Origin of the sequence: Arthrobacter globiformis NBRC 12137 (assembly GCF_000238915.1) — a bacterium.
Classification (GTDB): Bacteria; Actinomycetota; Actinomycetes; order Actinomycetales; family Micrococcaceae; genus Arthrobacter; species Arthrobacter globiformis.
The window spans coordinates 1-13,591 of sequence record NZ_BAEG01000078.1 but is presented as its reverse complement, the minus strand read 5'-3'; the positions used below and the strand labels follow the sequence as shown (position 1 = coordinate 13,591).

Sequence of the window (13,591 nt, the reverse complement as noted above, 5' to 3'; positions counted from 1 at the left end):
CAAGTCGATGTGGAAAACCGGATCTGCCTTAAATTCGCGTCAGGACCCGGGGGTTCCTTCGGCTGGCAGTGTGAGAGTAAAGGTGGTGCCGGCACCGGGCTTGCTGTCACAGGAGATGGCACCGCCGTGCCGCTCCACGATGGTCTTGGTGATGGACAGCCCGAGCCCAACACCGGGAATGGCCGCCTGACGTGCGGCCTGGCTGCGGAAGAAACGGGTGAAGACGCGCGATGTCTCCTCCTCGCTGATGCCCATGCCGGTGTCCTGGACCTTCAGCTGAACCCAGGACTCGCTGCGCCGGGCACTCACGGTGACTTTGCCGCCGTCGGGAGAGTATTTGATGGCATTGGACACCAGGTTGTCCAGAGCCTGGCCGATACGGAGCGGGTCGGCGTGCGCCCAGAGGGGCGCCGGTACGTCGGTGGTGAGGGAGACGTTGCTGGCGTCCGCCTGGGCCTGGACGGAGCCGATGCTGTTCTCGATCAAGCCGGCCAGATCCGTCCGGCGGGGATGCACAGCCAGGACAGCGGACGCCGACACCAGAAGCTCGGATACGAGGGAGAGCAGCCGCTCGGCATTGCGCTGCACCACTTCCAGCCGGTGCACGGAATCAGGGGACAGGCGGTCCGCTGCATCCAGCACCAGGTCCACATTGCCCAGCACTGACATCAGCGGACTACGGAATTCGTGCGAAACGTTGGATATCAGCTCTTCCTTGGCGGAGAGGGCTTCCACCAGACCCGTGACGTCACTGTAGACGATGACCGCCCCGCTGAACCCGCCGTCGTCGTTCTTGATGATCCGCGCAGCCGTGGAGACGGCCCTCTGCGTTGATCCCTCGCCCAGCCACACCAGGTAGTCCGCGAAAGTCTCGCCGGCAACGGCCCGGCGGATCGGGCGCTTATCCAGCGGCAGCGGGGTCACCCGGTCCTGGCCGAACATGAGCTGCTCGGCTTCCAGCGGCTGCTCCATTCCGACGGGTGCCGCCGCCTGTCGGAACGTTTTTTGCTGGTCGTTAACCAGCACCTTCTGGCCCTGGGCATCCACGGCCACGATGCCCACATCCGTGGTGTCGAGAATGGTCTTGAGCAGCCGTTCGCGGTTCCTGCTTTCAAGTAGCAGTTCGCGGAGCTCGGCATCCTTCTTCTCCAGCCTCTGGCGCTGCAGCCGCACATTGGCGCCGGCGAACCTGATTGCCACCGAGACCGCCACCATCATTAGCGGAAGCAGAATTGCCGTGGCAATGTCCGAAGGTGAAATTCTGGGAAACTTTAGGACCAGTGACGGAATGCCGATGAGGAGCGGGCCGAAAAAGCTCAGGAATACGGTGGTTCGCGGGTAGGCTTCGGAGCTGGAAAGCCAGATCACCGGAAATATTGCCAGGACGCCCAGCCCGGCCACCGCAGGAACTGCACCGTTGCGGGCCAGTCCGATCAACACCAGGTCGAGTATCGGAATTACCAGATATGCGTTGGGCGGTAGCCGTTCCCAAGGCACCAGAAAGCAGGCGAGAAACATCGCCACCATCAGGACGATGGACGCGATAAAAACACCGCTCTGGATCAGCGTTGGCCATACTGCAGGGGCGGCGATCGCCAGGGCTGCAAGAATGACCGTCACCGGAAGCTGGCAGAGGGCCACCTGGATGCGGGGCTGCAGCCGGCGGAAGAATCGGTCCGTGTCGTGGACCAGCACCTGCTCACCCAATGCTGCTGCGTCCGGTACTCGCCTGCGCTGCCGAATTCCCGGGCCACTCGTGGTTAAACGAAGACATGAAGCCCATTATGCACATCTATTCTTCGGTAATTGGAGGGGACGGCGCTGCTGTCCGTTGTGCGTCTAAAAGATATCGGCAATTTTCGGTCTTTCGGCCGCTCTACGTTGTAGCGTAGGTAATCTGGTAGCGCTTACCGCATTGCGCTGGGCTGTGCGGTGGTTTTACCTGGATAGAGGTAGTGGTGGGCGATCTTGGTGTTGCCGTGGTTATCGAGGACGATGTCGACGTCCGGAATCTCCTCGACGCGGTTTTGCAGCAGGCTGGTTTTGAGGTGCACTCGGCAGGGACCGGCCGTGACGGGGTTGATGTGGCCAGGCAGCGCCAGGCAAACGTAATAACCCTCGACGTCGGTCTTCCGGACATTGACGGGTTCGAAGTCCTTCGCCGCATTCGGCAGTTCAGCGATGCTTACGTGGTGATGCTCACCGGCCGCAACGAGGAGCTGGACACCATCACCGCGCTGCAGGGCGGCGCTGACGACTACATCGTCAAGCCCTTCCGGCCACGCGAACTGCGGGCCCGCATCTCGGCCATGCTGCGCCGGCCCAGGGTTGCTTCCGGTGAGGTCGCATCCTCTTCTGTTGCGGAGTCCGGGTCGCTTGGCCCATCCGGTTCCTCCGGTTCACGCCGGGGCCGCGTGCTGCTCCACAACGGACTGGCTCTCGACACCGAAACCCGGACCGTGGCCCTGCGCGGCACGCCCCTGGGGCTGACACGGAGCGAATTCGACCTGCTGCATGAGCTCTTGAAAGGAACGGGCGCCGTGCGCACCCGGGCTGACCTGGTGCGTGTGGTTCGGGGCGAGTACTACGGCGAGGACACCTACATCAGCGAAGCGGACGAGCGGGCCGTTGAGGTGCACATCGGCAACCTGCGCCGCAAGCTCCGGGAGGACCCGCAGGATCCCCGGTGGCTGGTGACGGTGCGCGGCGTTGGCTACCGGCTGGCACCGAAACGGGCCGAGTAGGTTTTGGGCCTTTGAGTGCCGAGGATGGCTCAGGCCTCCGGCGGGAGGTAACCCACCTTCAGGCCGCTGACAGTTTGTTCGCCGGTTAGCGCCACGAATGGCAGCAGCCGGCGTACAGCGGGCAGGTCGCCGCACTTGACGAGGCGTTCCAACTGCACCGCCAGTTGGGCCAGCCGTGCGGCGCCCACCATCAGCGCTGAGTTCTTCAGGCTGAGGACGGCGTCCATGGCGGCCTCGGCGTCGTCGTCTGCGATTGACGCTTCAAGGTAAGTCCGTCGCTTGTCCCAGATCCTGATGTAGTCCCGGGCGAAGTTGTGCGCCACCCCGGTACTGCCCATGTCTTCTTCAAGTTCGTGAAGTACATCGAGGTCGAGGACGGGCAAGGTGGCACTCTCCGATTCGTTGTGAGCCCTGCCATCAGGGGTGCCAGACGCCGGGAAGCAGACGCCGTGGGCGCTGCTGTCGGCTGTTCCGGAACCTGAAATGGACATGACTTAAGGCTACTTTCTGAGGTTGGGAAAACCCTGATTGAGCTTGGATCCTGTGGAAACCCTGCGGGTACCTTGTGGTGGGGAAATCCTGCGGAACTCTCCACCTTACTGGTTGGCGAAGGTCTCGATGGTGTTGATGACGGCAGGGCCCAGGATGGCAATGAAGAGGACCGGAAAGATGAAGAACAGCAGCGGAAACAGGATCATCACGGGCAGCTTCATCGCCTTTTCCTCAGCACGCTGGCGGCGCTTCACCCGCATCACCTTGGCCTGGACCCGCAGCACCCGGCTGATGGCAATGCCGTACGTGTCCGCCTGCACCACCGCCTGCACAAAGCTCCGCAGTTCCGGGATGTTGGTCCGTTCGGCCAGGGCGAGGTATGACTCGCGGCGGCTCCGGCCCACCTGCATGTCCTGCAGGGTGCGGACCAGCTCCTCAGCGAGGGGTCCCTTCCCGTTCTCGCCGGCGCGGGACATGGCACCTTCGAAGCCGAGTCCCGCCTCGACGGAAATCAGCATCTGGTCGAGGGTGTTGGCGAGCTCCAGCTGCATGGCCTTCTGGCGTTCCTGGCCCTTGCTGTAGAGCATCAGGTCCGGGATGAAGTACCCCAGGAACAGTACGAAGATGCCCACGAGCTTCATGATCGGCGTCGTCCCGATGGAGCTGATGTACAGCCCAAGGAGGCCGCCGATCAGCCCCAGCGCCGGTTTCGCCGCCAGCAGCCTGCCGAGCGGCATGGACGCCGGGCGGCCGGCCAGAGCGAGCAGCCTGTCGAGTTTGTGTACGTAGCCGGCAGGGGTGAGACGGTAGCCGATCTTTTCGACCAGGCCGCTGTTGGGCTTCTTCTCCACTTCGGCCCGTTGGATGCCCCTGGACAGGAGTGCGCGGGCGTTCGCCACCCCTTTCCGGTCAACGGAGAGCAAGGCCCACGCCAGGTAGGCGAGCGGAAGGCAGATGAGGAGCAACGCAAGGATGATGAGGGGACTCATGGCGGCCTTAGAATTTCAGGTTGATGATCTTGCGCATCCACAGACCGCCGACGGTCATGAGGATGATGGAGGCGACAATCATGATCCAGCCCAACGGATTGGTGAACATCTTGTTCATATACCCGGGATTGACCAGCGAGAGCATCACCACAATGCCTACGGGCAAGGCCATCAGGATATAGGCGGAGAACTTGCCCTCGGCCGCCAGTGCTTTGATATGGCCCTTGATCTCGCTGCGCTCGCGGATGGTCTCGTTCACCTGGTCGAGCACTTCTGCCAGGTTTCCGCCTACCTCGCGGTTGATCTGGATGGCCTGGGATATCCAGACGAAGTCCTCGCTCTTCATGCGGTCGGCAGTGTCGTTGAGCGACACCAGCAGGTCGCGCCCCAGGCTGGTCTCGGAGACGATACGGCGCATTTCTTCCGACGTCGGAGCCTGGGATTCGTTGGCAGCTGCGTCTATGGCCCGCAGGATGCTGTGGCCCGCCCGGAGGCTGCCAGACAGCAACTGCAGGGTATCGCCCAGCTGCTCATCGAACTTGCCTCGCCGCTTGCCCGCCAGGAAGCCCAGCACCAGATGCCCTACGAAGGGGGCTGCGATGACCATCAGGATCGCCAGCAGCGGCCCGGCGACGACGAGTCCAATGAGGGCTCCGACGAAAGCGCCCACGAGGATCAGCAGGATAAATTCGGCCTGGCTGAGCCGGAGGCCGGCGTTCTCCAGAGTTTCGCGGTTGAAGTAGCGGAGGTTCCGCTTGGCAAGTACGCGGTCAACGGACTGAACTGCACTGCCGGCGAACCGGGTCAGTTGAGAGTCCGCTTCCGTGCGGAAAGGACGACGCCGGTCCAGCGGCACCGTGGGCGTGCGCGGAATCAGCACCGCAACTCCGCCCAGCACCACCGAGGCAATCACGAGGACAACACCCAGTGTGACGATCATGAGTCAGTGCCTTCCTGAAGTCATTGCGGGCGCTCCGAAGACACCGGCCGAGACGTGAATGCCGAGGTCTTCAAAGCGGTCGATAAATCGCGGTCGGATGCCGGTCGGGACAGGCTTGCCGAGGAACTTTCCATGCTGGTCGACTCCGGCGGAGTAGTCGAAGACGAAGGCATCCTGAAGGGTGACGATATCGCCCTCCATGCCCTGTACCTCCGTCACATGAGTGATGCGCCGGGTGCCATCCCGGAGACGCGAGATCTGGACGATGAGGTTCACGGCAGAGGCGATCTGCTCGCGGATGGCGCGCAGCGGCAGGTCCATGCCCGCCATGAGGACCAGAGTCTCCAGACGGGCGATGGCGTCGCGCGGTGAGTTGGAGTGCACGGTGGACAGGGAGCCGTCGTGGCCGGTGTTCATCGCTTGGAGCATGTCCAGGGATTCCCCGCCGCGGACCTCACCCACCACAATCCGGTCCGGACGCATACGCAGGGAGTTGCGGAGCAGTTCGCGGATGGTGACTTCACCTTTGCCCTCCGTGTTCGGCGGACGGCTCTCCAGCCGGACCACGTGTTCCTGCTGGATCTGGAGCTCCACAGCGTCCTCGATGGTCACGATGCGCTCGTCAGACGGAAGGAAGGAGGACAGGACGTTGAGCAGGGTTGTCTTGCCGGTACCCGTACCGCCGGAAACGATGATGTTGAGCTTGGCCTTGACGCAGGCGTTGAGCAGCTCAGCCATTTCCGGGGTGAGCGTCCCGAAATCGATGAGGTTCTGGACCGTAAGGGGTACCTTGCTGAATTTACGGATGGTCAGCGAGGAACCGCCGACGGCAAGCGGCGGGATGACGGCGTTGACACGGGAGCCGTCCTCCAGGCGCGCGTCGACCAGCGGTGAGGACTCATCAATGCGCCGGCCCACCTTCGACACGATGCGCTCGATCACCTTACGGAGGTGTTCTTCCGAGCTGAACCGCGAATCCGTCAGCGTCAGTGTTCCCTTGCGCTCCACATAGATCTGGTCCATCCGGTTCACCATGATTTCAGTGACGGCGGGGTCATCAAGGAGCCGCTGGAGCGGACCGTAACCGAGCACGTCATCGGCAACGTCTGCCACCAGGCGCGTCCGCTCGTCCGCGGTCAATGGCACCTGCTCCGCGTCGATGATGCGGATGAGCTCTTCGCGGGCGGTCCTGCGGAGCTCCTGTTCCGTGAGGGTTGAATCGTTGAACCGCGCGCCCATGCGTTCAAACAGCGCCGTTGCGGCACGCTGCTTCAGGGCAGCAAAAACGTCAACAGGCTGCTGGCCCTTGGTTTTGAACGGCTCCGTTTGCGCTGTTCCGGCACCCTGGACTGCTGCGGCTTGCGCAGCCAGTCGGCGGACCGGAGCTGGCGTGCTTGGAGCACTGGCAACCGGCTTAGCGCGCTCCTCCACGGCGCCCGGAGCTGGTGCAGTCACTGCAGCGGACGTCGTGTCAGCGGGCGACGTTGTTTGATCCTGAGCGGCCGCCGCTTTGGCAGCGGCCTCAGCTGCACGCCGTGCCGCACGTGTCTGGTAGGCGGCCACACCAGAGATAGGCCGCGAAGCAGTGCTGCTGATCGACGGCGCAGCTGCGGCCTGAACCAGGGCTGGGGCAGCCCGCATGAGGGCGGGTTCGACCTGTGCCGGCGCATGCGTCGGCACAGGCGCAACATGCAATGGGGCACCGGGAACTTCGGACCGAAGCTGTGCGGCCTGGATGCGTTCGGAGAGCTTCACCTAGACCACCACCCGCCGGTGGCTGTTCCGCTGCTCTTTCATGCGGGCGGCCGGACCCAAACGGTCCACGAGTTGGCTGAGGCTTTTAGCGGCCGGATCCTTCTTGGCATCGAGCAATACGGGCATGCCGCGGTTGGTGGACAGGGCCACTGCCCGGGAACGGGGGACGCTGACATCCACGGGAGCTCCGATGGTGGACTCGATGTCCTGCACGGTGAGGCCGCATTTTGAGTCGGCCATGTTCAGGACCACGTGCCGGCCTTCCGGGAGGATCTCCAGCTGGCGCAGGATGTCCATGCCCGAACGGAGGCCGCGGACGCTGGGGATGTCCATGGCGCTGACCCAGACGATGTCCGTGCAGGCCTCCATGGCGGCCAGCCCGATTTCGGGCAGGCCGGGCGCCGTGTCCACCACGACGTACTGGAACTCCTCGGCCAACTGTTCGAGCAGACGCGTGACCTGCTCCGGCGTGATGTAGTCGGCCTCGACGGGGCTGACCGGCGCGCACAATGCATAGATGCTGGCAGGGTGAACGGTGAGGAACGCTTTCAGTACCAGAGTGTCCTGGCTGGCGGCAGGAGAGACGGCGTCGGTGACCGTGTGCTCCGGATTCAGGTACAGGCCGGATGCCACGTCGCCGAACTGCAGATCGAGGTCCACAAGCACCACACTCATGGGGGCCAGCTTCCCCAAACCAACGGCCAGGTTGGTGGCAATGGTGGTCTTGCCTACGCCGCCCTTGGGTGAGAATACCCCGACAACCGCGCCCTTGTGGTTTTCCACGTGGCCTTGCTGGTCGGGCCGGTGGCGGCTGGCAAAGGACTGGCATGCGCGTTCCAGCAGCACCCGCAGCTGATTGGGATCGGCAGAGGGGCTGAGGACGTCCCGGACGCCTGCCCGCATGGCCTGCAGGATCAGTGTGGGGTCCGGTTCGCTGACCAGGAGCACCATCAAACCGGGAACCTGTACATCGAGCACCGTAGCTAGGCGAAGTGCCTCTTCGATGGGCAGGTCCGGGCCCAGAATAAGGACCTCAGGCTGTTCTTGGTTCAGCTGGGCGAACAGATCGTAGGGGCCCGCGGGCAGAATGTTGGTAAGGAAGGTCTGAACCCCGCCCTGGAGCCCGCCGGCCACGGCCTGCCGCAGCCGGCCGTCAAAGTCCGCGTTCGGAGTGATGAGGACGAAGCGGCTCACTTGTACACCTCGCTCCGCTGGATGATCCTGGGACCGCTGTCCTTGGCGTTGGTAGGCTCCTTGCTGAGCCACATCTTGGCGTATTCGGCAGCGAAGACAATTTTTGCCGCGTCCACATCGCTGACAGCGACAGTCAGCATGAGGGAACCGGTTGGGAGGGTGGTGTCCTGCGGATCGGCAGCGTTGGGATCTGCGCTCGCCGTCGGCGCCGGCTGCGCCGTGGCAGCCGGCTCCGGTGCGCGCTGCACAGCCGTGACCAATGCCTTGCGGACGGTCAGCTTCGTTGTCTCGGCGTCGGGCTTGTCATCCTGTCCACCCTTATTGAGGTTGACGAAGACGCCCACGTGGTCTCCAGGAGCCAACCGTCCACCGACCACCCGGTCAGGTTCGAGCTGGAAAGAAACTTCCTGCAGGCCAGCAGGGATCTTTATGGAGCCGCCAACTTTTACGTCTTCCGGCGCGACCAGGCGTTCGGAAACGAGCTGCTCGCCGGGAACCAGGTCCACGGCAGCGACTTTGCCTTTGGAAGCATCCAGCGATTTCAGCGACGACCCCGTCACAGCCGAAGCAGGAACCTGCTCGGTGGTGAGGGAAGCAGCCATGGATTCAACCGGGGTGCCGGCTGGAATCGCCGAATTGACTACCAAGACGTCAACAGGCTCGAGGTCTTTAACGGCACGCTGGTCTGCCCCCTGAGCGTAAGAGATAACCAGCATGGCGCCCACGAGGGCGAGCACTACCGCTGCCGCGCCCGCCAACAACCGAGACTTCACGAACTGCTCCTGAGGATCATTAATTCAATGGACTGCAGCACTGCAGAGGATTAGCTGGTCAGTTCGACGACAGTGGCGCCGTTGGGGCTGACCGGCCCCAGCTTGTAGCCGTCGGCCAGGGAAACGTACTTGACGAACTTGCCGATGATGCCGCGGCAGTTGCCTTTGCACTCCAGGCTCTTGGTCGCGGAAAGGTTGTTGTAGACCATCGGTAGCTTGTCCGCTCCACTGAAGGCCCAGCCCTGAACGCTGAAGGCGACAAAGCTCGTCAGGTGATAGGAACCTCCGGACCCCGTTCCTGTCGCGTCGTCGTAGACCGGGAGCAGGACTATGACTGGCCGGCCGGCTGCAAGGTCGCTGGCCCACTTGTTCAGGATGGCGTCGCAGTTCGACGGGCCATCGTTACCTGTATCGCTGCCACTTTGGTTGATGGCCAGATTCACTAGACCGCCGCACTGTCCGGTGGCTTGGAGTGTCCAGGCAAAGCCGCCCGGCACAGTCTTGCCGGCCGGCCCCAGTGGACAGTCAGGGTTGGCGTCAGCAGAGTGGTTCTGCAGCAGTTGTGCGGCACCGTCCACCATGCCCGAGACCTGGCAGATGGAAAACGCCAGCGGAAAGATGGTCGTTCCCTCCACCGGACTACCCCATCTCACGCTGGAACTAGCGTTCACTTCTGCGCTCGAAATACCCAAAACGCCCGCGAAAAACAGGGATACCGAATTTGCGGACGCACTGGATTCATTGGCGCCAGCAGTTACTGTGACGGTGCGATTTGTTTTGTCCAAGGTGATGGACTTGACATTGCTCAAGCCGTCGACGGCGTTCTTGTTCGCCAGATCAGCAGCCAAGGGAGAAGTGGCGGAACACTCGGCGTCCGCATCATTCTTGGCACATTTCTGCGCAATCATGAGAGCGGCGGCGTCGGACCCGTTCTGCAGCTGCGCCCGTTCTGCATAAAGTTTGGCAACGTCGACGGCAAGAGCGGCAAAGCCGAGTAGCACTACGATGAGAAAGGCAACGATAACTGCGATTCCGCCGCGCTCACCGTCATAGGAGACCCTTAGCCGCCGCACAGCATAGTTCCTTTCCCGGTCATAGCAAGCGGGCCTGCGATCCCGGTCAATGTGCTGAGGTTATAGCTCACGGTGACTGTCATCTGCGTACCGGCCGTACAATCGGTGGCACTGAATGTGATGTTGCCGTCCGAAAGGGCGGGGCTCAATTGCGTTGCAGCGGTTTTCGCCGCCGTCCGTGCAGTGGCCTGGCTATTGTTTATCGCCATGGACCGCACGCTTTCGCGGGCAGAGTTGGTAAGTGTGCTCTGCACGTTATAGGCTCGCCCGAATTCCATGATTCCGAGCAGGATCATGACCAGAACAGGGGCCAGGATGGCGAACTCGACGGCCACGGCCCCGCGTTCGGATTTCCTGGACAATTCTGATTACCTTTCAGTTGGCATGATTCTAGGGCGGCAAGGACGAGTCGGGCGGCGACGCAGATAGCGACCGCCGCCCATACCTCGTTTTAGGCCTACTTGCTGCAGGCCTCTGAAACAGCTGCCGTATAGCCCGCTTCACCCACGGTGCCGACGGCTGCCTTCGCGGCAGTGTAAGTGCCGCCTTTGACGTTACAAGCGACACTGCTGAACGTAGTCGTGAGGTTGCCGCCCAGGAGGGTCACAGCAACGATGATTACAACTGCGATAAGCGCGACCATGATGCCGTATTCAACGGCAGTGGCTCCCTTTTCTTCCCGACGAACCCGGGCCGCAGCGTTTGAAACAAGAGCTAGCATCGAATACTCCTTAGCTTATTAAGGGCGTGTAGGCGGTTAGCGCTCTGTTACTTGGAGCAGGTGCCGGCTGTTCCTGCTGCTGCGCCTGCAGCAGCGGCCGTGTAGGTTCCGCCCTTGACCTGGCATGCGACGCTGTCGAACGTCTTGTACATGTTGCCGCCCAAGAGAGTGACAGCGACGATGATGACAACTGCGATGAGCGCGACCATGATGCCGTATTCGACGGCGGTGGCGCCCTTTTCGTCGCGACGGACACGGGCAGCAGCGTTAGAGAAGAAAGCAAGCATTTTTACTCCTGAGCGAGTGTTGGAAAGCTGGTCCATCACCAGCTCTGAAAAAAAGTTAGCAACGGATTTCCGCCTCAAGGCCGGTCTTTGCAACATCCTGAGTCAACCCTGACCAACCTGCGCGTTTCCTGCGCGAGCATTGAGCCAACCTTGCATTTTGGTGCGGGCTGCACAGCAGAAAGCGCACATGAGAAGGACCCCTCGGGCAGGGGGGAAGCCCGAGGGGTCCAGTCTCAATAGGCGGTTCCGGCACTTATCGTCGGGAGCCGCCGTCGTCCATTCAATGGACGGATTCAATAAAGCTGGCCAGTAAACCCCTCCTAACCCGTGAATAGCGAAACAATGCTCATCACTGTCGGCCCGAGGACCACGATGAACAGCGTGGGCAGGATGAAGAAGATCAGCGGGAACAGCATCTTCACCGGCATCTTCATGGCGTGCTCCTCGGCGCGCTGCTTCCGCTTGATGCGCATATCCTCCGCCTGCGTTTTCAGAACGCCGGCAATGGCAACGCCGTACGCATCCGCCTGGACCACGGCCCGGATGAAGCTGCGGACGTCCGGCACATCAACCCGCTCTGCCATGGCGAGGTAGGCGTCTTTCCGTGACCGGCCCACTTGGATGTCCTGGAGGGTGCGGATCAGCTCCTCTGCCATTGGGCCTTTGCCGCTGGTGCCGGCGCGTCCCATCGCCGCTTCGAACCCGAGGCCGGCCTGGACAGAGATGAGCATGTGGTCCAGGGCGACCGGCAGCTCCAGCCGGATGGCTTCCCGCCGCTTCTGTGCACGATTGCGTACCAGCAGGTCAGGAGTGAAGTAGCAGAGCGCCGTCAGCCCGACCATGATGAGGAACCGTTGGGCCGACGGGCCGCCGGCAAAGAACAGGTAGCCGCCCACGGCGCCCGCAAGGGCGAGCAGCGGCTTGACCATGATGAGCCGGGCCAACGGCCAGTCCTTGGGCCGGCCGGCACCCGCGAGTTGCCTATCCAGCCACGCGACGTAGCCCTTCGGCATGATGCGCTGGCTGGCCAGGGTCAGCTTCTCGTTGATGCTGAGCGCCGGGCCCTTGGCCTTGGAGACCCGGCCGAGGTTTGCCTGGATGTTGCGGAGCCCCGCCCGGTCGCCGGTGAAGACGAACCATGTCATGACTGTCACGGGTGCGACCACTGCCAGGATCGCCGCATAAGCCACAGGCTGCATGATGACCACCTTCTTTCTAGAACTTGGGTTTGATGATCCGGCTGAGCCAGAAGCCGCCTGCGGTGAGCAGCACGACTGCCGCGGCAATCATGAGATAGCCAGGAAGCGTGGCGGTGAAGACCCGGGAGTAGAGGTCGTTGAACGTTGTGAGGCCAACGAACATCACGACCGGAAGAGCCATGAGCACGATCGCCGATATCCGGCCTTCAGCGCTCAGGGCCCGGATCTGGCCGCGGACCTGGTTGCGGTCGCGGACGGTGGCGCCAAGATGGTCCAGCACCTCCGCGAGGTCACCGCCCACCTCGCGGTGGATTTCGATGGCCTGCGAGATGGACAGGAAGTCTTCGCTCCGGGTGCGCCTGGCCACGTCCGCAAGTGACTCGCCGAGATCCCGGCCGATCCTGGTCTCGTTGACTATCCGGCCCAATTCCTCGGACATGGGCGGCTGACTTTCCTGCCCAGCCGCATCCACGGCGCGGAGCAGGCTGTGGCCGGCCCGCAGGCCGCCGGAGAACATTTGCAGAGTGTCCGGAACCTGCTGGTCAAACTGCCGACGGCGGCGTCCAGCCAGAGCGTTCAGCAACAGGTGCAGTCCCAAGGGGGTTAGCAGAGTCAGGAGCGCAGAGGCGAAGACGCCACCGAGGAAGAAGCCGACGACGGCGGCCGTCAGGGTGGTCACCCCCGCCATGATCAGGTAATCGCCCGGTTCCTTCTTGAGCCCGCATTCATCCAAACGGTCCTGGGTAAGCAAGCCCGTTCCGCGACTCTTGAGACCCTTGTTGAGCGCACCCACGGCCTGGTCGGTCAGTCTGGTCAGGTGCGAGGTCTGCGTTGGGACATCAGGCCGGCGACGGGACATTGGAAGGCTCGAGTTCGGCCTGAGGGCCACGCCGAAGATCAGGAAGATGGCGAGGTAGAGCAGCACCAGCGCCAGCACGAAAATGCCGGAGTCGCCTGGCACTGTCACCGCCCCCTTGCCGGCGCAACGCCGATGAGGGATGCACCGAACACGGCCGGCGAGATCTCGATGCCGAGTTCGGCGAAGCGCTCGGTGAACCTTGGCCGGACGCCCGTCGGCACCGGCTTCCCCAGGAAGCGGCCGTTGGCGTCCATGCCGGCGGAGTAGTCAAACACGAAGGCATCCTGCAGTGTAACGATGTCGCCTTCCATGCCTTGCACCTCGGTGATGTGCGTGACCCGTCGCGAGCCGTCGCGCATCCTGGTGATATGTACCACCAGGTTGACGGCGGAGGCCAACTGTTCGCGGATCGCACGGAGCGGAATGTCCATTCCTGCCATCAGCACCAGCGTCTCGAGCCTGGCAATGGCGTCCCGTGGTGAGTTGGCGTGCACGGTAGAGATGGAACCGTCGTGGCCGGTGTTCATGGCCTGCAGCATGTCGAGGCATTCGCCGCCGCGGACCT

At 62.8% G+C, this 13,591-nt stretch carries 15 protein-coding genes; 1 reads left to right on the top strand and 14 read right to left on the bottom strand.

Going from position 1 to position 13,591, the window contains the following annotated elements; translation table 11 throughout:
* Positions 1 to 39: 39 nt before the first annotated feature.
* On the bottom strand, positions 40 to 1,707 hold the full coding sequence (locus ARGLB_RS14290) for a sensor histidine kinase (protein WP_003803721.1): 1,668 nt from the start codon (positions 1,705 to 1,707) through the stop codon (positions 40 to 42).
* Positions 1,708 to 1,958: 251 nt separating this feature from the next.
* On the opposite strand from ARGLB_RS14290, the gene ARGLB_RS14285 reads away from it, so the two are divergent.
* Positions 1,959 to 2,744 (top strand): response regulator transcription factor, encoded by a 786-nt coding sequence (locus ARGLB_RS14285; protein WP_043419282.1) that lies wholly within the window; start codon positions 1,959 to 1,961, stop codon positions 2,742 to 2,744.
* 29 nt (positions 2,745 to 2,773) lie between these two features.
* Here ARGLB_RS14285 and ARGLB_RS14280 read toward each other — a convergent pair whose 3' ends face one another.
* The 13 genes from ARGLB_RS14280 to ARGLB_RS14220 form a co-directional block, all read right to left on the bottom strand.
* Positions 2,774 to 3,235, bottom strand: coding sequence for an Hpt domain-containing protein (locus ARGLB_RS14280; RefSeq protein ID WP_050934369.1), 462 nt, complete (start codon positions 3,233 to 3,235; stop codon positions 2,774 to 2,776).
* Positions 3,236 to 3,340: 105 nt separating this feature from the next.
* Positions 3,341 to 4,225, bottom strand: a complete 885-nt coding sequence (locus ARGLB_RS14275; RefSeq protein ID WP_003803715.1) for a type II secretion system F family protein — start codon at positions 4,223 to 4,225, stop codon at positions 3,341 to 3,343.
* A gap of 7 nt (positions 4,226 to 4,232) precedes the next feature.
* Positions 4,233 to 5,165 (bottom strand): type II secretion system F family protein, encoded by a 933-nt coding sequence (locus ARGLB_RS14270; RefSeq protein WP_003803713.1) that lies wholly within the window; start codon positions 5,163 to 5,165, stop codon positions 4,233 to 4,235.
* Between the two features lie 3 nt (positions 5,166 to 5,168).
* Positions 5,169 to 6,596 (bottom strand): TadA family conjugal transfer-associated ATPase, encoded by a 1,428-nt coding sequence (locus ARGLB_RS14265; protein ID WP_373279120.1) that lies wholly within the window; start codon positions 6,594 to 6,596, stop codon positions 5,169 to 5,171.
* A 324-nt stretch (positions 6,597 to 6,920) separates the two neighbouring features.
* On the bottom strand, positions 6,921 to 8,114 hold the full coding sequence (locus tag ARGLB_RS14260; RefSeq protein ID WP_003803709.1) for a CpaE/TadZ family protein: 1,194 nt from the start codon (positions 8,112 to 8,114) through the stop codon (positions 6,921 to 6,923).
* Positions 8,111 to 8,887 (bottom strand): Flp pilus assembly protein CpaB, encoded by a 777-nt coding sequence (cpaB, locus tag ARGLB_RS14255; RefSeq protein ID WP_003803708.1) that lies wholly within the window; start codon positions 8,885 to 8,887, stop codon positions 8,111 to 8,113. The genes ARGLB_RS14260 and cpaB overlap by 4 nt, the downstream gene beginning before the upstream one ends.
* A 50-nt stretch (positions 8,888 to 8,937) precedes the next feature.
* On the bottom strand, positions 8,938 to 9,960 hold the full coding sequence (locus tag ARGLB_RS14250; protein ID WP_003803706.1) for a TadE/TadG family type IV pilus assembly protein: 1,023 nt from the start codon (positions 9,958 to 9,960) through the stop codon (positions 8,938 to 8,940).
* Positions 9,948 to 10,322, bottom strand: coding sequence for a TadE/TadG family type IV pilus assembly protein (locus tag ARGLB_RS14245; protein WP_003803704.1), 375 nt, complete (start codon positions 10,320 to 10,322; stop codon positions 9,948 to 9,950). Before ARGLB_RS14245 ends, ARGLB_RS14250 begins: the two co-directional genes overlap by 13 nt.
* Positions 10,323 to 10,417: 95 nt before the next feature.
* Positions 10,418 to 10,681 carry a Flp family type IVb pilin gene (locus tag ARGLB_RS14240; protein WP_003803702.1) on the bottom strand — a complete coding sequence of 88 codons (264 nt, stop codon included), beginning with the start codon at positions 10,679 to 10,681 and terminating at the stop codon, positions 10,418 to 10,420.
* 47 nt (positions 10,682 to 10,728) lie between these two features.
* Entirely contained in the window at positions 10,729 to 10,968 is a 240-nt protein-coding gene (locus tag ARGLB_RS14235; protein WP_003803698.1) for a Flp family type IVb pilin, read from the bottom strand.
* 320 nt (positions 10,969 to 11,288) lie between these two features.
* On the bottom strand, positions 11,289 to 12,167 hold the full coding sequence (locus tag ARGLB_RS14230; RefSeq protein WP_003803696.1) for a type II secretion system F family protein: 879 nt from the start codon (positions 12,165 to 12,167) through the stop codon (positions 11,289 to 11,291).
* Between the two features lie 16 nt (positions 12,168 to 12,183).
* On the bottom strand, positions 12,184 to 13,128 hold the full coding sequence (locus ARGLB_RS14225; protein ID WP_043419247.1) for a type II secretion system F family protein: 945 nt from the start codon (positions 13,126 to 13,128) through the stop codon (positions 12,184 to 12,186).
* A gap of 2 nt (positions 13,129 to 13,130) precedes the next feature.
* Positions 13,131 to 13,591 (bottom strand): ATPase, T2SS/T4P/T4SS family (locus ARGLB_RS14220; protein ID WP_003803692.1); only part of this gene is annotated, 461 nt, incomplete at its 5' end.

Excerpts from the sequence above, each read along its gene's own strand:
- ARGLB_RS14280 (WP_050934369.1), bottom strand. The coding sequence starts at position 3,235 with ATGTCCATTTCAGGTTCCGGAACAGCCGACAGCAGCGCCCACGGCGTC.
- ARGLB_RS14275 (WP_003803715.1), bottom strand. The coding sequence starts at position 4,225 with ATGAGTCCCCTCATCATCCTTGCGTTGCTCCTCATCTGCCTTCCGCTC.
- ARGLB_RS14270 (WP_003803713.1), bottom strand. The coding sequence starts at position 5,165 with ATGATCGTCACACTGGGTGTTGTCCTCGTGATTGCCTCGGTGGTGCTG.
- ARGLB_RS14240 (WP_003803702.1), bottom strand. The coding sequence starts at position 10,681 with ATGCTAGCTCTTGTTTCAAACGCTGCGGCCCGGGTTCGTCGGGAAGAA.
- ARGLB_RS14235 (WP_003803698.1), bottom strand. The coding sequence starts at position 10,968 with ATGCTTGCTTTCTTCTCTAACGCTGCTGCCCGTGTCCGTCGCGACGAA.
- ARGLB_RS14230 (WP_003803696.1), bottom strand. The coding sequence starts at position 12,167 with ATGCAGCCTGTGGCTTATGCGGCGATCCTGGCAGTGGTCGCACCCGTG.